At 69.7% G+C, this 20,427-nt stretch carries 18 protein-coding genes; 8 read left to right on the plus strand and 10 right to left on the minus strand.

Annotation, left to right across the window (positions count from 1 at the left end):
- Positions 1-139: 139 nt before the first annotated feature.
- Together AB0B89_RS14370 and AB0B89_RS14375 are read right to left on the minus strand one after the other, a co-directional pair.
- Complete coding sequence (locus AB0B89_RS14370; RefSeq protein ID WP_358552277.1) at positions 140-289, minus strand: GPGG-motif small membrane protein; 150 nt, start codon at positions 287-289, stop codon at positions 140-142.
- 156 nt (positions 290-445) lie between these two features.
- Positions 446-1,198 carry a hypothetical protein gene (locus tag AB0B89_RS14375; protein WP_358552279.1) on the minus strand — a complete coding sequence of 251 codons (753 nt, stop codon included), beginning with the start codon at positions 1,196-1,198 and terminating at the stop codon, positions 446-448.
- Positions 1,199-1,451: 253 nt separating this feature from the next.
- Between AB0B89_RS14375 and AB0B89_RS14380 the strand changes: the two genes are divergently transcribed.
- Positions 1,452-2,270 (plus strand): class I SAM-dependent methyltransferase, encoded by an 819-nt coding sequence (locus AB0B89_RS14380; protein ID WP_358552281.1) that lies wholly within the window; start codon positions 1,452-1,454, stop codon positions 2,268-2,270.
- A 73-nt stretch (positions 2,271-2,343) separates the two neighbouring features.
- Here the strand turns inward: AB0B89_RS14380 and AB0B89_RS14385 are convergent, their stop codons facing one another.
- Positions 2,344-2,757, minus strand: coding sequence for a hypothetical protein (locus tag AB0B89_RS14385; protein ID WP_358552283.1), 414 nt, complete (start codon positions 2,755-2,757; stop codon positions 2,344-2,346).
- A gap of 277 nt (positions 2,758-3,034) precedes the next feature.
- Entirely contained in the window at positions 3,035-3,637 is a 603-nt protein-coding gene (locus AB0B89_RS14390) for a hypothetical protein (protein WP_358552285.1), read from the minus strand.
- 169 nt (positions 3,638-3,806) lie between these two features.
- On the opposite strand from AB0B89_RS14390, the gene AB0B89_RS14395 reads away from it, so the two are divergent.
- Positions 3,807-4,052 carry a hypothetical protein gene (locus AB0B89_RS14395; protein ID WP_358552287.1) on the plus strand — a complete coding sequence of 82 codons (246 nt, stop codon included), beginning with the start codon at positions 3,807-3,809 and terminating at the stop codon, positions 4,050-4,052.
- Positions 4,053-4,168: 116 nt separating this feature from the next.
- On the opposite strand, the gene AB0B89_RS14400 is transcribed toward AB0B89_RS14395, so the two are convergent.
- Positions 4,169-4,960 (minus strand): STAS domain-containing protein, encoded by a 792-nt coding sequence (locus tag AB0B89_RS14400; RefSeq protein WP_358552289.1) that lies wholly within the window; start codon positions 4,958-4,960, stop codon positions 4,169-4,171.
- Positions 4,961-5,056: 96 nt separating this feature from the next.
- On the opposite strand from AB0B89_RS14400, the gene AB0B89_RS14405 reads away from it, so the two are divergent.
- Both AB0B89_RS14405 and AB0B89_RS14410 read left to right on the plus strand, forming a co-directional pair.
- Complete coding sequence (locus AB0B89_RS14405) at positions 5,057-6,067, plus strand: chemotaxis protein CheB (RefSeq protein ID WP_358552291.1); 1,011 nt, start codon at positions 5,057-5,059, stop codon at positions 6,065-6,067.
- A gap of 30 nt (positions 6,068-6,097) precedes the next feature.
- Positions 6,098-7,963, plus strand: a complete 1,866-nt coding sequence (locus AB0B89_RS14410; protein ID WP_358552293.1) for a CheR family methyltransferase — start codon at positions 6,098-6,100, stop codon at positions 7,961-7,963.
- A gap of 66 nt (positions 7,964-8,029) precedes the next feature.
- On the opposite strand, the gene AB0B89_RS14415 is transcribed toward AB0B89_RS14410, so the two are convergent.
- On the minus strand, positions 8,030-9,565 hold the full coding sequence (locus AB0B89_RS14415; protein ID WP_358552295.1) for a CHASE3 domain-containing protein: 1,536 nt from the start codon (positions 9,563-9,565) through the stop codon (positions 8,030-8,032).
- Positions 9,566-9,996: 431 nt separating this feature from the next.
- Here AB0B89_RS14415 and AB0B89_RS14420 point away from each other — a divergent pair, with 431 nt between their 5' ends.
- From AB0B89_RS14420 to AB0B89_RS14435, 4 genes are all read left to right on the plus strand, one after another.
- Entirely contained in the window at positions 9,997-13,179 is a 3,183-nt protein-coding gene (locus AB0B89_RS14420) for a hypothetical protein (protein WP_358552297.1), read from the plus strand.
- A 140-nt stretch (positions 13,180-13,319) separates the two neighbouring features.
- Positions 13,320-15,086, plus strand: a complete 1,767-nt coding sequence (locus tag AB0B89_RS14425; RefSeq protein WP_358552299.1) for a hypothetical protein — start codon at positions 13,320-13,322, stop codon at positions 15,084-15,086.
- Between the two features lie 114 nt (positions 15,087-15,200).
- A complete protein-coding gene (locus AB0B89_RS14430) occupies positions 15,201-15,617 on the plus strand; it encodes a DUF3592 domain-containing protein (protein ID WP_358552301.1) in 417 nt (138 codons plus the stop codon).
- 131 nt (positions 15,618-15,748) lie between these two features.
- Positions 15,749-16,204: an Lrp/AsnC family transcriptional regulator gene (locus AB0B89_RS14435; protein ID WP_358552303.1), complete on the plus strand. Its 456-nt coding sequence runs from the start codon at positions 15,749-15,751 to the stop codon at positions 16,202-16,204.
- Positions 16,205-16,323: 119 nt separating this feature from the next.
- Here the strand turns inward: AB0B89_RS14435 and AB0B89_RS14440 are convergent, their stop codons facing one another.
- From AB0B89_RS14440 to AB0B89_RS14455, 4 genes are read right to left on the minus strand one after another with little or no spacing between them, the layout of a single operon-like run.
- Positions 16,324-17,307, minus strand: a complete 984-nt coding sequence (locus tag AB0B89_RS14440; RefSeq protein ID WP_358552305.1) for a BadF/BadG/BcrA/BcrD ATPase family protein — start codon at positions 17,305-17,307, stop codon at positions 16,324-16,326.
- The gene (locus tag AB0B89_RS14445) at positions 17,304-18,578 is read right to left on the minus strand and encodes a 6-phospho-beta-glucosidase (RefSeq protein WP_358552307.1); all 1,275 of its coding nucleotides are present in this window, start codon (positions 18,576-18,578) and stop codon (positions 17,304-17,306) included. The genes AB0B89_RS14440 and AB0B89_RS14445 overlap by 4 nt, the downstream gene beginning before the upstream one ends.
- The gene (locus AB0B89_RS14450) at positions 18,578-19,465 is read right to left on the minus strand and encodes a carbohydrate ABC transporter permease (protein WP_358552309.1); all 888 of its coding nucleotides are present in this window, start codon (positions 19,463-19,465) and stop codon (positions 18,578-18,580) included. Before AB0B89_RS14450 ends, AB0B89_RS14445 begins: the two co-directional genes overlap by 1 nt.
- Positions 19,462-20,427, minus strand: coding sequence for a sugar ABC transporter permease (locus AB0B89_RS14455; RefSeq protein ID WP_358552311.1), 966 nt, complete (start codon positions 20,425-20,427; stop codon positions 19,462-19,464). The genes AB0B89_RS14450 and AB0B89_RS14455 overlap by 4 nt, the downstream gene beginning before the upstream one ends.

Below are 20,427 nucleotides of genomic sequence, written 5' to 3' on the forward strand. Positions count from 1 at the left end.
GGCGCCCTCCACTCGGGAGGGCGCCCGGCCCTGTGCTTTCGCTATCGCCGCCCGCCGCGGATCCGGCGCCGTCGCCGGCCGGGCGAGCGGTCAAGGACTGGTGTGCGAGGAAGGGACGGCTGGGCACGGTCTCCCGTGCCTACACATTGAAGATGCTCACTCCTCCGGGCCCGACCAGCAGGCCGACCACGATCAGTACCACGCCCCACAGGATGTCACGGCGTGCCAGGAGGACGTAGATGCCAGAGATGACGAGGACGACTGCGAGGATCCACAACAAGGTAGCCATGACCAGGCCGCTGCCCGGGAGCCGGACCGCTAAACGAGACCGGAACGGCGGGAAGATCGCGTTCGGATAGCTACGGCCACGGGCCGCCCGGGGTGGCGGGCCGGGCCGGGCCGGACGGAACGGCTCAGAGCGAGCGGGCCGGACGGGGGGTGAGGCTCAGAGCGAGCGGGCCGGACGGGGTGAGGCGACCCCCTCGATCTCCACCAGCAGGTCGTCCCGGCAGATGTCCACGTTGGTGTACGCCACGTCGGCGTGTCGCGCGAAGGCGGAGGAGCACATCCGGCGCACCAGGTCGACGTCCGCGTCGTGCTTGACGTACACCTTCACGGTGTGGAGGTCGTGGAGCGTGAGGTCCGCCCCGATCCCGTACCTCGCGAGGTTCTCCCCGCTCACGAGCGCGGCGATGTTCTCCAGGGTCGTGGCGCACTGCCTCTCGACGTCGCCCCGGTGGACGGTCTCGTGCCCGATGATGCCGGCGGTTCCCGAGACGAAGAGATGGTCAGGCCGGTCCGCCCGGCCCGTCGACAGGTACGTCGCCCGCGCGAAGCTCGGCGCCTTGATCCCGTACCGGCGGGGATACTGGTACGCCGGGATCTGGCGGGGGTTCTCGATGTTCGTCACGCTCGCCGAGCGGCAGGCGAGGAAGTAGAAGGCTATGCCGCCACCGTGGTTGCCCACGCAGGTGGCGGCGGGGATGAGCGTCCCCGAGACCTCGTGCCGCTCGAACGCCGACGCGCGGCCCCTGCAGAACCGCCCGTACACGTCCTGACCCTGGTCGTCCACGACGTTGATCCGGTCGACCATGTTCCAGACGCGCACGACGCTCGGGTAGCCGAGCAGTCCCAGGAGCTCCAGCGCCGCCAGATCATCATCGGTCCCGTCTGCCGGAATTGATCCGGACTCCAGCATGGTCGCCGGAACCCTCGCCGCTCATCTTCCAAATTGCGGCCACAATCGCCGGTGAGGGCGGCTGGACCCGGCCACATAAACGCTTTTTCGGAGAAGACGGGTAACGCCGCGTCTGAAATTCTCGGCGAAGCAGGCCGGGTTCTCAGCGTCTCAGCGGAGACACGCACGTGGCCCTCTCGGCCCTGTTCCGTCCAGTCTCATGGAGTCACGACTTCTGTGGGGAATCGGCTCACTCACCCGAAGGTTCTCACTGATGACGCAGCAACTCGTTGAGCGTTATGGCGACCGCATTTTCAACCACGTCACCACCACCGAGGACGAGCGTCTGAGCGCGCTCGCGGAGGAACTGGACCCGGCGTCGTTCCGGAGGCTGGAGTCCCTGCCCGTGCGGTCCGACTGGCGCTGCCTGGAGCTCGGCGCCGGTACAGGAACCGTGGCCCGCCGGCTCGCCGACCGCTGTCCCGCGGGCAGCGTCACCGCCACCGACCTGGACCTCCAGCTCGTCCAGAGCCGGCGTGAGGAGCAGGCCAACCTGCGATGGTTGCACCACGACCTGACGCGCGACGACTTCCCTCCCGCGTCCTTCGACTTCATCCACGCCCGCTATCTGTTCTGCCACCTGCGCAGCCGGGAGCCGGACCTCGCCCGGGTCGTGAGCTGGCTGGCCCCCGGCGGATGGCTGATGCTGGAGGAGCCGGCCGCCTTCCCCATCGAGTCCTCGCCGCACCCGGCCTACCGCGCGACCGGCATGGGGGTCTTCACGGTCCTGGCCGAGCGGATCGGCACGGACTGCCGGTGGCCCCGCGCCCTGCACGACGACGTGAGCGGGCTGGGGCTGGAGGACGTCGAGATGGACATCGCCTGCTCGGTCGTCGGCGGTGACCTGCCGATGTCCCGCTTCTGGCGGCTGACCATCGAGCAACTGGACCCGGCCCTGCGTGCCATCGAGGGGATCACCCCTGCCATGATCGCCGAGACCCGGGCACTGCTCCGCGACCCGGGGTTCCGCGACCTGGGCATGGCCACCATCGCCGTGTGGGGTCGCCGGCCGGGCATCCCCGCCCGGCCCTGACCGCGCCCGGACGGCACGGCGCCGCTCCCGCGTGACCTGCCCGGCGCCGGCCAGGTGGTGTCACACGGTCAGATCATTCGTCCTCGCACTCGTCGTCGGGGGCGGCTGTGTCCACCTCCGGCTCCTTCGTCTTCGTGGAACCCGGCTTCCTGGGCTTCTTCGGTACGACGACGATGATCTGGAGGTGGATGTTGCACACCTTGGCGTGCCTGCACAGCGCGTTCTGAACGGCGGTCGACCCGCCCGCGGTGCTGGCCGAGGTGTGCTGGTAGCCGTGGTTGCTGGAGGGGCTCTTGAGGGAGATGATGTTGCGGTTGCGGGTGCCGTTCCCGTCGTGGCTGCGCACCCCGCCGCGGTCGTCGTCATCGCCGCCGCCGTCTCGTTCCGTGTGCCGCGTCTGAGGGCGCGCCGTGCCGGCGCTCGCCGCGGTCGGCGCGATGACCCCGATGAATGCGGTCGAAGCGGCTATACCGGCAAGAATGCACACGGCAACCGTTCTGATTGTGAGAACTCTTTTATCATGCTGACAAATCATCGTTTGTCGCCCCCCGCTGCATCGGACTGAGTCCGGGCAGGAAGTGCTTCGACCCGGACCCGATCGTCAACATACCGTCGATCGGGGCGTAGGTCGCGTTCCCGGTGATTCACCCGCAGATTATTACCGCATCATTGCCCTGGGTAGTAGTGAAATCCGTCAAAATCCCCGTTGGAATGATGAACAGGGAAATAGACGGCTCTACGAATCGGGCATTCTCCGCGAGACGCTATTTCTGGAGGTGCATCCGGGCCCTCTGCGAGATGTTGCAGAAGCGGTGCTTCTTCTTGCAGGCGGCCGACTGAGTGTGGCTGTTTCCGCCGAAGGTCGTATTCGACACGTTCTGCAGCCCGGTGATGATGGTGGGACTGAGGATCTCGGAATAGCTCTTGTTGAACCTGCCGTTTCCGCTGCGCATGTAGATGTGGCCGTGGTCGTCGGCCGGGACGGCCGCCGGCGAGCCCCGGTGGCCCGCCACCGCGCTCGCGCTCGCCTGCGACGGCGACGCGAGAGCCCCCGCCGCCGCGATCACCAGCGCGGCCAGCGTCAGCCGTCGCACGTGGACGAGCACATCGGCACGCGGTCTCTCCGTACGGTGACGAATCATCTCGCTGGGCACCTGCCCCTTCGGGTCCTTATGGCGGCGGACACGTCCGTTGGTCTGCATATGGGCGATGTCAGCCTCCATACCCGCGACCGAGATCAGGTCCCTCTCCGAGTGATCGACGGCGCAGATGATTACCTGGCCTTTGTCATCAAATGCCGACAGGCGGTGGCGGCCGGTGCGATCAGATTCCGGCGGCGGCCGGGGTCGTAAGATCAGAACACGCATCAACCAGACGTATTCGCGTCGTCACCTTATGCTGTGGCCTATCGGGGATGCCCCCTCTCGGCGTGACCGATGAGATCTCTGCTCGGCGACGACCCGGCGCTGATTCAGAAGGGCGTTCGGCCGGGTCGCCATCGTCTGGACAGACGACCAATCGAACGTGAGGGACGGCATGGCAGTTAAGGGCGGCCAGTGCGGCAGATGCCGCGGAGTTCTCACCGCTATCGATCCCGGGCGTTACACCCTGGTCCGGGCCCGGCTCATCCTCACCCACGGCTACTGCCGGTGCGCCGGCGAGTGGGCCGACGCCTCGACGCCCCCGGGAGGCGCCCAAGTGGACGCTCCCACCGCGGGCCGGGGGCTCATCCGGTCGCGGCCGTACACGAGCCCCTCCGGCACGGCGGCCCAGCGTCTTTGACCGCCCAGCGCCCCTGACCGGCCGGGGGAGCCGGGGCCGGTCGGGAAGTCGGGGCCGGTCGGAATCGGCGGTCGCTCGGAATCGGCGGTCGCTCGGAATCGGGGGTCGCTCGGTCGTCAGGCGCCGGGCGCGACCGGCCGTTCCCCCGCGAACACCACGGCGCGCCGCCGGATCTGCTCGGCCCTGGCGTGGTGGGAGTGGTCGTCGCAGGCGGTGTCCCCCGAGACCCTCACCGCCCCCGCCATGACGGCGTGGGAGTCGGCCAGCCGCTCGTGCACCTCGGCGAGCGTGGCACAGGCGACCTGGACTTGCGCGTGGAGCGTCTCCAGCCGCCGCTCGGTCTCCTGCCTCAGCCGTGCGGACCGTTCGAGCACCGAACGCATGGACAGCCGGGACGCCGGACCGGCCTGTGCCGCAGGCCCCGGACCTGTCGCCGTGTCCACGGCCGGTACCGCCGCGTCCGTACGCGTCAGGGAGGCGCGGGCGCCGGCACCCGCCCGGGTGGAGCACTCGCGCCCGAGGCGGCGGTAGACCTGGACGTGCCGGTACAAAACCTGCGGCGGGCCGGCCTCCCGCTCGATCCACTCGCGGGTGATGATCTGCGGGAAGCCGGGGTCCTGCGGCGACCAGAGCAGGCCGAGCAGCTTCGCGACGTTCGGGGAGGCGGCGATCACCAGCTTGCCCCCGTACCCCCGCAGGTCGGCGTGGGTACGGGCCAGCACTCTGGCCCCGGCGAGGTCACAGAACCGCAGCTCGCCCGCGTTCACGAGGATGTGGAGGACCCCGCCGGCCACCAGACGGCGCAGGGCCGTTTCGAGGCGGTCGCAGTTGGAGGCGTCCACCTCACCCGTCAGCGTCACCAGGGCCGTGTCCGCGTGACGGTGAACAAGATGGACCGACATATCCATTGGGCCTCAAATCATGAAAAAGAATTTTGCTCGGTTCCCAGGTTCAATGTTAGGCGCACGAGGTATGAAACGTCATCGATTGGATATTGGCCTGATGTGGCAGACCCGAACGCGCGTGACCTGGTCGTCGTCGCGGCCTCGGCGGGCGGTGTCGAAGCCCTTCGCGACCTGCTGGCCGCGCTGCCCTCCGACCTCGCCGCCGCCGTCCTCATCGTGCTGCACGTCCCCTCGCGGGGGAGCAGCGCGCTGGCCGGCATCCTGGACCGCGCCGGACCGCTGAAAGCCGCCGTCGCCGGCGACGGCGAGCCCCTGCGGCACGGCCGCGTCTACGTGGCCCCTCCCGACCACCACCTGCTGGTCCAGGGCGGCGCCGTGAGGCTGTCGCGAGGACCACGGCACAACGGTCACCGGCCGGCCGCCGACCCCCTGTTCCTCAGCGCCGCACTGGAGGGCGGTCCCCGTACGATCGCCGTGGTGCTCAGCGGCACGCTCGACGACGGAGCCAGGGGATGTGCCGCCGTGGAGCGGCACCACGGCGCCGTCGCCGTGCAGGACCCCAGGGAGAGCGCGTTCGAAGGCATGCCCAGGGCGGCCATCGCGGCGACGACGACCGCCGAGGTCATGACGGTGAGGCGGATCGCCGAGTGGATCGCGCGGCAGAGCCGGAGAACCACCACACCGGAGGCGCCCATGCGAGACGCGGAAGTGGAGCGGGAGGTGTCCCTCTTCCTCGTGCAGGGCACCGCCGAGCCGCCGGAGGGCACGTTCAGCGGGGTCAGCTGCCCCGAGTGCGGCGGGCCGGTATACGAGGCGTCGACAGGGTCCGATCCGCGTTACGAATGCAGGCTCGGCCACGGCTGGTCCTCCGAGAGCATGGTGGCCGGCCACTCCGAGTCCGTGGAACGGGCGCTGTGGGTGGCGATCCTCCGCCTGGAAGAGCGGTTGCGGCTGCTCGAACGCATGATCCGGCGCGCGCTGGAGCAGGGGCGGAAGTACTCCTCGGAGCACATGATCGAGGAGGTCGAGCAGACCAAGGAGGCGCTGCGGACCATGCGGACGCTTCAATCGCGTATCGGCGAGCCCGGTGGTGACGTTGTCCTCCCATGACGCTCGCCGGCGGGCCTAGGCTGGACCCCCGTGACGCCCGGCCAGGACCGCGAATTCAACGATCTCCTATTTATGCTGAGGGAGACGCGTGGCTTTGATTTTTCCGGATATAAGCGCACTACTCTCATGCGCCGAATCAGCCGGCGGCTGGAAGCGCTCAAGCTACGGGACTACGGGGAATATCGCGACTATCTGGAGCTCGAACCCGAGGAGTACAACCGGCTGTTCGACAGTCTGCTGATCAACGTCACCGGCTTCTTCCGCGACCCCATCGCCTGGCAGACCCTGCGCGGCATCGTGGTGCCGTCCTTGCTGGCCAGCAAGGGAGGGAGCGCCCCCATCCGGGTCTGGAGCGCCGGGTGCGCCACCGGCGAGGAGGCCTACAGCCTGGCGATGGTGCTGGCCGAGGAGCTCGGCATGGAGCAGTTCCGCCAGCGGGTCAAGATCTACGCCACCGACCTCGACGAGAAGGCGCTGCACGTCGCCCGCGCGGCCGTCTACAGCGAGCGCAGCCTTGACGAGGTTCCCGCCGATCTGCGCGCCACCTACTTCGAGCCGGTCGAGGAGGGCTTCGCCTTCCGGCGTGACCTGCGACGCCAGCTGATCTTCGGCCGCAACGACCTGACGCGGGACGCGCCGATCTCCCGGGTCGACCTGCTGCTGGCCCGCAACACCTTGATGTACTTCAACTCCGAGACGCAGCGCAGCATCGTCCGTCGTTTCCACTTCGCGCTGTCCGATCCCGGCTACCTGTTCCTCGGCAAGGCCGAGATGCTGCTGAACCACAGCGACAAGTTCGAACCGGTCGATCTGCGCGTGCGGGTGTTCAAGAAGGTCGGAGCGTCACCGATCGGTGCACGGGCACCATGGGGAGGCGGCACCATGTCGCCGAATCGGCAACCACGAGACTTCGCGCTCCAGGCCGCGGCGCTCGCCTCCGGGCCGGTCGCCCAGATCGTCATCGACCGTGTGGGGAACGTCGCCCTGGTGAACTCCCGCGCCGAGATGCTGTTCAACCTCAACCCGCGCGACATCGGGAAGCCGTTCCAGGACCTTGAGGTCTCCTACCGGCCCGCCGAGCTGCGTTCGGTGATCGAGCAGGTGCGCCTGGAGATGCGGCCCGCCGATCTCCAGGACGTCACCTGGCACCGGCCGAGCAACAAGGAGGCGCGGGTCTTCGACATCTCCGTCGTCCCGCTCCTCGACCGGCCGGGCGGCGAGCTGGCGGGCATCGGCATCAACTTCCACGACGTGACGCACTACCGCCGCCTCCGTGACGAGCTCCAGGCGGCGAACAGGGAGCTGGAGCACGCCTACGAGGAGCTGCAGTCGCTGAACGAGGAGCTGGAGACCACCAATGAGGAGCTCCAGTCGACCAATGAGGAGCTGGAGACCACCAACGAGGAGCTCCAGTCGACCAACGAGGAGCTGGAGACCATCAACGAGGAGCTCCAGTCGACCAACGACGAGCTCCAGCAGATCAACGACACGCTCAACTCCCGCAGCGAGCAGCTCGACCAGGCCAACGACTTCGTCTCCTCCGTCGTGCGCAGCCTGGGCGACGCGGTGGCGGTGGTCGACGCGGAGCTGCGGGTGCTGGTCTGGAGCGCGGGCGCCGAGGACCTGTGGGGACTGCGCCGCGACGAGGCGATCGGCCGCCGGCTGACCGAGCTGGACATCGGCCTGCCTGTCGCGGCGTTCCTGCCCCAGCTGCGCCTCCCGGCGGACACGGCCGGTCCCGACCTCGGGAGCCGGCGCGCCACCGCGATCATCGTGGACGCCGTGAACCGGCGCGGACGGCCCGCCCGCCTCAAGGTCGAGCTTTCCCGGCTGTACGCCGAGGACGGGTCGCTCCGGGGGATCATCCTGGTGATGAACGTCCTCCCCGAGGAGTGAGCGCCTTGCTCCGGGGCCGCCCCGCGAGGCGGGCCGCCGGGCCGGAATCCCTCGCGTGTACGCCGTTCATTCGAGGATGTCACCCGCCGGGAGGGTGATGTCACCCGCCGGGAGGGTGAGGACGAAGCGCGTGCCGCCGGTGTAGCCGGTGTCCAGCTCGATGTTCCCGCCGTGGTAGGCCATGATCTTGCGGCACAGCGCGAGCCCGATGCCGGTGCCCCCGTACTGGTCGCGGTTGTGCAGCCGCTGGAAGATGAGGAAGATCTTTTCGGCGAAGCGCGGCTCGATGCCGATGCCGTTGTCCGCCACGGTGATCCGCCACTGGGCCTCGTCCCGCTCGGCCTCGATCAGGACCACGGGCACGCGGTCCGGGTGGCGAAACTTCAACGCGTTGCCGATGAGGTTCTGCCACAGCATGGCCCACTGGGTCGGGTCGCCGCTGATCACCGGGAGGTCGCCCACCTCGACCCGGCCGCCGGAATCCTCCAGCCGGGCGCCGAGGTTGCGCAGGGCGAGGTCCACCGCGTCGTTGAGCTTCAGCCGCACCGACTCGGTGTTGACCCTGCCGATGCGGGAGAAGTTGAGCAGGTCGTTGATGAGCACCTGCATCCGCTTGGCGCCGTCGACGGCGAAGTGGATGTACTGCCTGGCCCGCTCGTCGAGGTGGTCGGCGTAGCGCTGCTCCAGCATCTGGGTGAAGCTGGCGACCTTGCGAAGGGGTTCCTGCAGGTCGTGGCTCGCCACGTAGGCGAACTGCTCCAGCTCGCTGTTGGAGCGCCTGAGCTCCTCGGCCTGCTGGGCGAGCAGCCCGCGGGACTGGCGGGTCTCCTCCAGTTCGGTGACGATGCGCCGCCGCATCGCCTCAATGTCGCCGGCCAGCGCCGCGACGTCGGCAGGGCCCCCGGTGTCCACGTGGTGGTCGAAGTCGCCCGCCGTGACCCTGCGCGAGGCCTCGCTCAGCCGCGTCAGCGGCCGGAACACCACCAGCCGCAGCAGCAGCGCGAGCGCGAGGGTGATCAGCAGGAAGACCACCACGATGGTGACGAAGGAGAGGTCCCTGAAGGTTCTGGCCGAGGCCAGGTCGGCGCGGGCGTCCTCGCGGGCGCGGGCCCAGGCCGTCTCCTGGGCGGTCAGCGCGGCGCGCAGGGCGTCGAAGGCGTGCCTTCCGGCCTCGGTCTGGTCGCCGGGCACGCTGTCGGCACCCTGGCTCCGGACGTACGCGATCATCGGCTCGGCGTGCCGCGCACGCCAGTCGGCGCTCAGCCGCTCGATCTCGTCGAGCTCACGCAGCGCCGGCGCGCCGGGCGCCAGCTCGCGGATGGCCGTGGCGGCCTGCCTCTCGGTCACCTGCCCGCGCCGGTACGGTTCGAGGAACTCGTCCTTGCCCGAGAGCAGGAAGCCGCGCAGGCCGGTCTCCTGGTCGAGCAGGCCGGTCTGGACGCGCTCGGCCTGGAGCCTGGCGGGGGAGATCACATCGGTCAGCCGGTTGGAGACCTGCGTGGTTCGCCGCAGGACCGCCGAACCCGCCACGGTGGACACGCCCAGCATGACGACCATCACGACGAGCACCAGGTTGAACCAGGCCTGAGCGCTCCAGCGCACGCTCACACAATGTCCGGCGCGGTCTCAGCGGTGGCGAACATGCCGGAATCGTAGCGACATCGACGATTGCCAGCCCACTTGGCCCACGCGTGGCCGCGGCGACGCCGCCTGTGGCCGGACGCCTCCCGGATGAGGTGGACGGAAGATCGTCAACCTTGGGGGTGATGCGGGATCAGCCGCGAGGGGGAATCGCCCTGAATACTGCATCTTTACCCTCAAATTATCCGCTTTGTCCGCGCGTGACGGTTACCCATAACCGTTCTTAAACGCGCTCGCACCCCCCGCCCGCCGGGTCACGGCGTTCCGGGCCGCTCTCGTGTCATGCCGTGGGGGCACGGCCGGGTCAACGTTGCCCGGAATGCCCGCCGGAGCCGGGTGCGGCGCCGTTCGCGAAGACCCGGTGCGTGGGCTACCGCCGAGAGAGATGATCGATGAGACCGAGTCGAAGAGGTGAAGGCCGCCGCCGCAGGGGAGCGGCCCGGCTGTCCCGGGCGCTCGCGGCGATGCTGACGCTCGTGGTGACGGCGACCCTGCTCCACGGGGTCCCCGCCTCCGCCTTCGCAGAGCCGGAGGTCCCCGACCCCGACGCGATCAACCAGCAGTTGCACTCCATCAGCCTGAGCATGAAAGACCCGCACTACTACAGGGACGTCATCCTCGGCCTGGTCCTCGCCTCCCGGTCGCAGACGGCGCCGGGCAAGTCCGAGGCCGAAGTCGCCGCCGAGTTCCAGGGCCTGTCGGACTACCTGGACCAGCAGCTCAAGGACGTCGGGAAGTCCCCCTGGGAGAACAAGGTCGCCGTCCTGACGACGATCAACCGCGCGGTCGCCGGGGACCCGCGGCTCGCGCCCGCCGCGGCGGCGCTCAACAAGACCTTCGCCGGGTTCAGCGCGACGCCCGGCCACGAGTACGACAACTGGCAGAACGCCGTGGCCGCCAGCCAGTCCCTCGGCGACTCGGCCTCCCTCGCCCTGGAGGCACTGAACCAGGCCTCGGCCAAGGCGGTGCGGGGCATGGGCTCCACCCTCGGCGACGGCAACGCCTACGTCAAGATCTGGGACGCCCGGGTCGGGGACCCCTCCGGGCTGAGCGCCGGTGCCACGACCGACGAGCTGGTCGCCAAGTCGCCCCTGCGGGACGTGGTGAACTTCAACGCGATCTGGGCCTACGGCAAGGACGACCCCCGGTACAAGGAGGAGATCCTCAAGCAGTTCGAGCAGCTCATCAAGCAGGCGAACTGGGAGGTCAAGAACGCGGTCGTGTCCATCGACGACCTGCAGCTCAAGTACGAGGGCGCCTACAAGTGGAGTAGCACCGCGCCGAACGCGCCCGATGTGGTGAAGGAGCGCGTCAAGAAGGAGGCCGAGGCGCGCCAGAAGGTGATCAGCGGCGTCGACGTGGGCATCTCGATCCTTTCCAAGCTGGTCGGCGTGGCCGATCCGAAACTGGCCACGAGGATCGAGATCGTCGGGAAGGCGGCCGTGAAGATCGCCAACGCGATCAACGAGTACCTTCCCAAGATCGCGGCCATGGGCGCCATCGAGGCGATCTTCTCGGCGGGCACCGTGGCGTTCACCGGGAACATCATCGGCGCGATCAGCAGCCTGCTTCCCCTCTTCCGGGCCGGTTCGCCAAGCCCCGAGCAGATGATGCTCGAACAGATCGGCAAGCTCCGCCAGGAGGTGGCCGACCTGCACAAGGCCATGGACGAGCAGTTCGCCCGCGTGAACAAGAACCTGAACGTCATCTATGAGGGCCTGCTGAACAGGTTCGACGAGGTGATCAAGCTCCAGCAGGCGTCGGCCGCCCAGCTGACGGCGATCCAGGGGCAGTTGCAGGGCATCCAGCAGAGCGTGGACGTCTGGGCGGCGGAGATCATCAAGTCGCTCCAGAACGTCCAGCTCAAGGACGCCCGCGCGGGGATGAACGCGTACATCGGATACGAGCAGACGCACTCGCAGCCGATCCCGACGTTCGAGGAGTACGCCCATGTGGTGAACGACCTGCACTTCGCGGCCGTCACCCAGGCCCGCGAGGAGCCGTTCGTCCCCAGCCCCACCTCCTACCAGCAGCACGCCGCGGGACCCGTGGCCGTGGTCGACGCCTACGGCAGCTCCGGCGGCGCCACCGGCTTCCTGAGCTGGTACGGCAAGCAGAACTACGGTTGGCCGCAGCAGCCGTCCAGCTCTCCGAACCTGGCCGCCTGGCTCACGATGGCCAACGGGTTCACACGGCTGGCGTCGGAGAACCAGGGCTACGCCAAGCGCGTCAACACCCAGCGCACCTCGGACATCGTCGCCGCGGGCCTGGACATCGACAAGGCGGCCCGGCAACTGAGCGAGCCCCTGAACCCGCCCGCCGCCGACGGCACGTACACCAACGCGCTGTTCAAGGGGCTCGTCAGGGACTACAAAAACGCCGTCGCGGCCCTGTCCGACAAGCTGGTCCCGCTGCAGAAGGAGTACACCGACGAGAAGGGGTACAAGCTCTTCGGCACGGCGGACCAGGCCCTTCCGGCCGGCAAGTCGCCTGCCACCCCCGGCACCGTCTCGACGTGCCCGGAGCTCCCCAACAAGACCAAGGACATCGAGACCCCGGGCGTCGTCTCGCTGGCGCAGATGCCGAACCCGATCGTCCTTGCGAACTACGCTCTGCCCGAAGCGGACCGCCCCGCGTTGTCGCTGTGCTACCAGGGGTGGCTGACGAACCAGGGCGGGCGCGGGGATGGCCAGATCCTGGAGCAGTGGGCCGACCTGGCCGTCACCGTGAAGATGCGTCTCACCTGGCCCGACGGCACGGTGCAGACCTTCCGCACGTGGACGCAGACCCAGCCCCTCGGCGTGATCTGCCGTACCCGCATGGGCACCCCGCTTCCCGGTGACCCAACCGTCTACTTCTGCAACGACCTCAAGTACTACCTCGGCGCCTGGGTGAGCGGGGGCTACAAGCAGGTCTTCGACATGAAGGCGACGTTCACCAGCGACGACGCGGTTCTCACCGCCGCGCGGGACAAGGTGGCCAGGTTCCTCAGCGGGCGCCAGAAGGCCTACTACGACAGGGTGGTCGCGGAACTGACCACCCCGGGCAAGCCCCTGTCGGACGCCAACGCCCAGGTGACCAAGAGCATGCGCCTGCTCCAGGCCTTCACCGAGACCGGCTGGGCGACCGCGCTCAGGCAGGACGAGATCATGCAGTTGCTGCTGGGCGGGGTCGAGAGGCTGCCCTCCGACCTCGGCGGCGACCCGTTGATCACCGACGTGTTCCGCAGGGCCCAGGAGAACTACGCGGGCTGCGCCCCCGTGGGCGGGCACGGCTCGGCCTGTTCGAGCCGCGTCTCGTTCGACCCGTTCGTGGGCCAGTCGCACGAGTGGCTGATCGACTGCCTGAGCTGGTACGACAAGAGCCGCCTGCCCGTGGAGCTGTGGACGGGCGACCCGCTCGCCAACACCGTCCTCGGATTCTCGCGGCACGCCGCGGACACGCTGCTGTCGCGGTACGAGAAGCACTCCAAGGAACTCGCCGGCGGCGTCTACGCCGAGGGCGTCCCCGAGGTCAAGAACGTGCTCGGGGTGCTGGAGAGCTTCGACGCGGTCCTGCGCGTCCCGACGACGTAGACCGGCTCCCACGAGGCGCGCGGGCCGGCCGCACAAGCCGGCCCGCGACACCACGACCGGTGACGACCGGCCCGCGCGCCCCGTCACCGGTCCCCGGCTCGCCGAACTCACCGCCCCTGAGGGCAATCAGAGGAAGACCTATGCGAACAAGAACAGCCGCAGGCCTGGCGACGGGCCTGTTGTCCCCGCTGCTGCTGGCCATGGCGGTCCTGCCGGCCCAGGCCGGCACCTCCGCGCAGACGAGCGCCACCGGCGCGTCCGCCAGTACGGCCGTGTGGTCCGCAGGACCGTCCACGGCCGCTCACCGGGCGAAGGACCCGGGCGGCAAGGCCAAGGGCTCCAAGAAGATCAAGCTCTACACACCCACCGAAGTCGACCGCAGGGCGCTCCCGGGACTCGCCGATCAGCGGGCCACCGCCCCCGCGACGACCAGGCTCGCCAGCCCCCCGGCCGGCTTCCCCAAGACCGACGCGCCGAAGTCCGCGGGCCAGAACACCCTGGCCTCACCCGTCACCGGGTACTTCGACGAGATCAGGTTCGAGCCGGGCAAGGTCAGGGTCAGGGGGTGGGCGCTCAACCCGTCGGCCCCCAGCGCGGCCGTCCAGGTCATCGCCAGGAAGGAGACCGGGGAGCAGACCGTGGGTGTGGCGAACACCTACAGGCCGGACGTCGGAAACGGCAACTACCACGGCTTCGACTTCACCCTCGCCCTCCCGTCGGCCAGGGGAGCGCACACCGTGTGCATGCAGGCGTACGTGAACTACACGTACACGAACCTTGGCTGCCTCGGCTACGACTCGCGCCCGTTCGGCGCGTTCGAACGGCAGGACATCGTCGCGACCCCGAACGGCCGGTTCTCCGTCCTGCGCGGGTGGCTGATCGACCCCTACACCAACGGGGCGGCGCAGGTCGACGTCATCCGGGACGGGACGCAGGTGCTCACGGTGCCGGCACAGCTCACGCACCAGGGAGCGGCTCAGGCCTACCCCACCTACGGGCCGAGCCACGGCTTCGAGGTGTGGGTGAGGCACGACCTGCCCAACGGGAACCACACGATCTGCCTGAACGGCTCCGCGGGGGGCGCGAAGACCCCGCTGGGCTGCAAGGACCACGACGAGGACCACAGCATCAAGGGAGCCTTGGACGAGGTGACCTGGCAGGGTGAGAACGTCGTTGTGAAGGGCTGGGCGCTCGACTTCGACACCACCGACCCCATCTCGGTGTCGATCAGCACGGGCGGCAAGATCGTGAAGACCGTGCCCGCGAACGTCCTCCGCGGGGACGTCGCGACCTCCTTCCCGCAGTACGGGGCGCTGCACGGCTTCGAGGCGACCATCCCCGCCGCCCTGGACGAGCAGGAGGTCAGCGTCACCGCCAAGGACGTCGTCATCGGCACCGACCTGACGTGGAGCAAGCGCTACGACGGCTCGTCGGGGCCGTGCCGCTGCGTCAGGGAGAACTTCGAGGCCGGCGCGCTGAACAAGTCGCTCTTCTTCCGGGCGCAGGGGCAGCTCACGGCGGACCCGGCCCGTCTCGTGTCGGGGAAGTACTCCGTCTACGGCGAGGCGCCGGCGACGCAGGAATGGCAGGAGTTCCTCTGGTCCGACCCGGCCAAGCTGAAGCTCGCGCCGCTGACCTCGTACACGGTGACCTTCAAGTACCGGCTTCTCGGGCCGGACGGATCCATCGCTCACCCGTACTTCCTCGCCCGGACCGCGAGCGGGGGGATCCCCCAGGACGCGGGCTTCAAGAGGTGGGAGGAGACCTCCGACGGCGACGTGAAGACGGCGTCGGTGACCTTCACCACGAAGGACTTCAGTGACTACTACCTGATCTGGGGTCTGAACCAGGGCGGCGCCATCGCCGTCGACGACGTCGTGCTGAACGGTTCGATCGGGCGGAACTGACGCCGCCGAGCGGATGATCGACACCGCCGCGGGCGGGCGCCCTCACCGGCGTCCGCCCGTCACGGTTCCCGCCGACGCAAGCCGTGATCAAGCGGTTCCCTCTACGGTCGTAAGGTGTCTGACAACGAGGCGTTCATCATCGGAGCCATCGGCATGACCATGACCGTCCTCGGGGGTGCGGTCATCCTGAACGCCCGTGACTTCCGCAGGCGGGCGCGGCGCGGGCGAGGCCAGGTCGTACGGCTGCGCGCGGTCCGGACCGGCGGGAGCGGGAGGGAGAGGCGGCACAGCGCCGTCTACCACCCGGTCCTGCGGTTCACGACCGACGACGGCGAACTGGTCGAGGCCGAGTCGCCGGTGGGCGGCGACCCGCCGCCCGCCAGGCCCGGCGACCGGGTGCCGATCATCTACGACCCGGCCGACCCTGCGCAGGTGCGCATCGACACCGCGCTCGGCGGCGGAACGCTCCTCGTCGGCTTCGGCCTGCTGCTGCTCGTCCTCGGGGCGCGCTCGGGCATCGCCTCCCTGTGAGCCTCGCGCGGCCCGGCGGCGACCGTGGCCGCGTTCCTTCCGTGGCCACGCGAACCGGGTGGCTCCGGTTGGGACCATGCCGTGACCACTTGGACGGCGAAACGGGCTCGGGGGGCGCTAGCGTTTATGGAGTGGAGGAGATCGATCGCCAAATAGTGACGCTGCTGGCCGTGGACGGCCGCATGAGCTTCACCGACCTCGCCAAGGAGACCGGCCTGTCGGTCTCCGCCGTTCACCAGCGGGTGCGCAGGCTGGAGAAGCGCGGTGTGATCAAGAGCTACGCGGCCCTGGTCGATCACGACGCCATCGGCCTGCCGCTCACCGCGTTCGTGTCGATCAAGCCCATCGACCCCTCCGCCCCCGACGACGCGCCCGAGAAGCTGGAGCACCTGACCGCCATCGAGGCCTGCCACAGTGTCGCGGGCGACGAGAGCTACATCCTCAAGGTGCGGGTGCGGTCGCCGATCGCGCTGGAGCACCTGCTCCAGCAGATCAGGGCCTCGGCCAACGTCTCCACCCGCACGACCATCGTGCTGAGCACCCCCTACGAGCACCGCACGCCCGACCTCACGGCCGGCACCTCCTAGCGAGGCGGCCCCCGGCGGAGCCGGCCGGGCGGCCCCGGGCCGGTGCGGAGCCGGGGCACGGCCTCAGTCCGATGCGGGGCCGTGTGCGCGGCCTCAGGCCGGTGCGGGGCCGCGCGGCCTCAGGCCGGTGTGGAGACGGCCCCGGTGAAGGCCGCCCTCAGGCGCTCCATCGCGGCCCGGCCGGCGCCCAGACGGTCCAGGCCGAGCAGCGCGGCCCCGACGATGGGCGGCACGTCGGCGACCACCAGCGTGGCCCGGGGGGCCCGCGCGGCGTATTTCGCCTCCACCAGGTCCATCAGCAGCGGGTCGCGGGCGGTCAGCACGCCGCCGCCCAGGACGACCTCGCACGGCTCGGCGAGCAGGCCGAGCCTGCGCAGCGCGACCACCCCCATCACGGCCACCTCGTCGGCCTGGCGTTCCACCAGCGCCCTCGCGACGGCGTCCCCCTCGGCCGCCGCCGCGAACAGGGCCGGCACCAGGCCGTGGAGCCGGTCCACCGCCAGGTCGCCGAAGTGCAGCCCGAGGACGACCTCCTCGGCCCGCCGGGCGCCGAAGAAGCGGCAGACCCCCTCAAGCAGGAGCGTGGCGGGGCCCCGGCCGTCCTCGGCGCGCACGGCGTTCCAGAGCACCTCCTCGCCCAGGCCGAAGCCGCCGCCCCAGTCCCCGCTGATCTTGCCGAGGGCCGGGTACCTGGCCACCTCGCCGGTCGGGGAGACCCCCACGGCGTTGATCCCGGCGCCGCAGACCACCGCCACGCCCCACGGCTCCGAGGCGCCCGCGCGCAGCAGGGCGAAGGTGTCGTTGCCCACCACGACCTCGTGACCGTACCCCCGGCGGACGATCTCCTCCCGGAGCAGTTCCTCCTCGACCGGGAGGTCGGCCCCGGCCACGTACGCGGCGACGTGGTCGGCGTACGGGGGCCGCGTGCCCGGGCCGAGCGCGAGCCGTACGGCCTCGCCGATCACGTCGATCGCGGCGGCCACTCCGGCGCTCTGCGGGAGGAACCCCGCGCCCCGGCCCCGGGCGAGGACGGTGCCGTCCTCGCCGACCAGGGCGACGTCGGTCTTGCTGTTCCCGCCGTCGACGGCGAGCACGGTCCTCACGCCCGCACCGCCCCGTCGCCGGCCCAGGGGAGGTACGAGCGGTTGGCCGCGACCAGCCGCTCGGCCAGGTCCGCCGACAGGGACGCCTGCCCGATCAGCGGATGGGCGAGCAGGGCGTCGGTGACGCGGTCCACGCCGCCGTGCAGCGCCGCTTCGAGCGCGAGCGCCTCGTAGGCGGTGACGTGGGCGATGAGCCCGGCGTACAGCGGCTCGACCGGGTCCACCGGCAGCGCCACGGCTCCGGAGGCCCCGACGCGCGCGGGGACCTCGATCACCGCGTCGTCGGTGAGGAACGGCAGTGTGCCGTCGTTGCGGAGGTTGACGACCTGGGTGTCCCCCCGGTCGTTGACCAGGGAGGCGATCAGCGCCACCGCCGACTCCGAGTAGAACGCGCCGCCCCGCTTCTCCAGCAGGGCGGGCTTGGTGTCCACGGCCGGATCGGCGTACATCGCGAGCAGGGACTCCTCCATGGCCGCGACCTCGGCCGCCCGCGACGGCTTGGACCGCTGCTCGGCCACTACGGCGTCGTGCTCGTAGAAGTAGCGCAGGTAGTACGACGGCACGACCCCGAGCCTGCGGATCAGCGACGCGGGCAGGCCGACGTCCTCGGCGATCCGCTCCCCGTGGTCGGCGAGCACCTGGGGAAGCACGTCCTGGCCGTCCAGGTAGACGGCCCGCTCCCAGGTCAGGTGGTTGAGCCCGACGTGGCCCAGCGAGATCCGGTCCGGTGTGACCCCGAGGCTCGCGGCGAAGCGCCGCTGGAACCCGATGGCCACGTTGCACAGGCCGATCGCCCGGTGCCCCGCCTGGAGCAGCGCCCGCGTGACGATGCCCACGGGGTTGGTGAAGTCGACGATCCAGGCGTCGGGGGCGGCCCTGGCCACCCGCTCGGCGATGTCGAGCACGACGGGCACGGTGCGCAGCGCCTTGGCCAGGCCCCCCGCGCCCGTCGTCTCCTGCCCGACGCAGCCGCAGTCCAGCGGCAGCGTCTCGTCGACGTCGCGCGCCGCCTGCCCGCCGACCCGCAGCTGGAGCAGTACGGCCTGCGCGCCCGCGACCCCGTCCTCGATGGTGGTGGCCGTGCTCACCGTGGCCGGATGCCCGGCCCGCAGGAGCATCCGCGACGCCATCGCCGACACCAGGGACAGGCGCCGCTCGTCGGGATCGATCAGCACGATCTCCGAGAGCGGCAGCTCGTCGCGCAGGCGGGCGAACCCGTCGATCAGCTCCGGCGTGTAGGTGGAGCCGCCCCCGACAACGGCCAGTTTCATCATTTGACTCCCGTCAGCTTTACGCCTTCGATGAATGCCTTCTGGGCGAAGAAGAAAACGACGATCACCGGTGCCATGGCGAGCAGGGTGGCCGCCATGGTCAGGTTCCACTGGACGCGGTGCACGGCTCTGAAGGATGCCAGGCCGAGCGACAGGGTCCAGTGGGAGGTGTCGGTCCCCGCGTACAGCAGGGGGCCGTAGTAGTCGTTCCAGCAGTAGAAGAACTGGAAGAGCGCCACCGCGGCGATCGCGGGCCTCGCCATCGGCAGGATGACCCGTGTCAGCGTGCGGAACTCGCCGCAGCCGTCCACGCGCGCCGCGTCGGAGTACTCCCTCGGGATCGTCACCAGGAACTGCCGGAGCAGGAAGATGGAGAACGCGTCGCCGAGGAGCATGGGCAGGATCAGCGGCCACAGCGTGCCCGTGAGGTGGAACCGCGCCCAGATGAGGTAGATGGGCACGGCCACGACCTGCGGCGGCAGCATCATGGTGGTGATCACCAGCAGGAGCGCCAGTTTGCGCCCCCGGAAGCGGAACCGCGCCAGCGCGTAGGCCACCGGGATCGACGAGACCAGCATGAACACGGTGGCGAGGACCGAGTACATCAGCGTGTTGACGATCCAGGTGAGCAGCGGCGCCTTCACGAAGATGTCGCCGAAGTTGCCCCATTCCCAGTCGGCGGGCCACAGCTGCGAGGTGAGGGCCTGGTGGTCGGTCATGACGGCGGTCAGGCCGATGAAGACCAGCGGGCCGAGGAACATGATCGCGAGCGCGAGTGCGAGCGCGTGGGTGGCGATCCACCGCAGCGTGGCGCGCCCGCGGTGGTTCCGGGGCCCGCGGGCGCCGGCCTTGCGCGCCGCCGGAGACGGCGCGAGGGTGAGGGTCATGCTTCCTCCTCGCCGAGGCCCCGGAACTGGCGCAGCAGGAAGATCGTGAACACCATCGACACCGCGAAGAGGATCAGCGCCAGAACGCAGGCGTAACCCATGGCGAAATCACGGAAGCCCTCCTGGAAGAGCCATTCGGGGAAGGTCAGGGTCGACTGGTCGGGGTAGCCGGGAGTGAAGACCGAGCCGGCGGAGTCGGTGGCCCCCGACGCCACCCGGGCGGCCACCATCGCCTGGGTGAAGTACTGAAGTGTCTGGATCACCCCGGTGATCGTGGCGAACATCAGCACCGGGCGGATCACCGGCAGGGTGATGTGGAAGAACTGCTGCCACCCGCCCGCCCCGTCCAGGGCCGCGGCCTCGTAGAGCTGCTTGGGCACGTCCAGCAGTGCCGCCAGGAAGATGACCATCAGGTCGCCCACCGACCACAGCGCCAGCAGCGTGAGCCCCGGCTTGGACCACGCGGGGTCGCCGAACCAGTCGGGGGAGGGGATCCCGATCGCGTTCAGGATCGTCGGCACCGGCCCCGTGCCCGGGTTGAGCAGGAACACGAACCCCAGCGTCCCGGCGACCAGCGGCACCAGCGACGGGAGGTAGAAGACCGTCCGGAAGAACCCGACGCCCGCCTTCAGCTTGGTCACCAGCTGCGCCACGCCGAGCCCGAACAGCACCCGCAGCGGCACCATGACCGCGACGAGCCACAGCGTGTTCCTGATGGACGTCCAGGCTGCCTCGTCCCGCCAGAAGTACGTGTAGTTCAGGAAGCCGACCGGTTCGAGGGTGAACAGGTCGTAGCGCTGGAAGGAGAAGTAGACGGTCGCGATCAGCGGATAGGCGAAGAAGACCGTGAAGCCGACCAGCCAGGGGGACAGGTAGAGCAGCGCCATGAGGCCCCCGCGGTACCGGCCACCGCGCCTGGCCGGCACCGTGTCCCCCCGGCGCGCGAGCGTCGTCGTCGCCAT

Source organism: Sphaerisporangium sp. NPDC049002, assembly GCF_040649355.1.
Lineage (GTDB): Bacteria > Actinomycetota > Actinomycetes > Streptosporangiales > Streptosporangiaceae > Sphaerisporangium.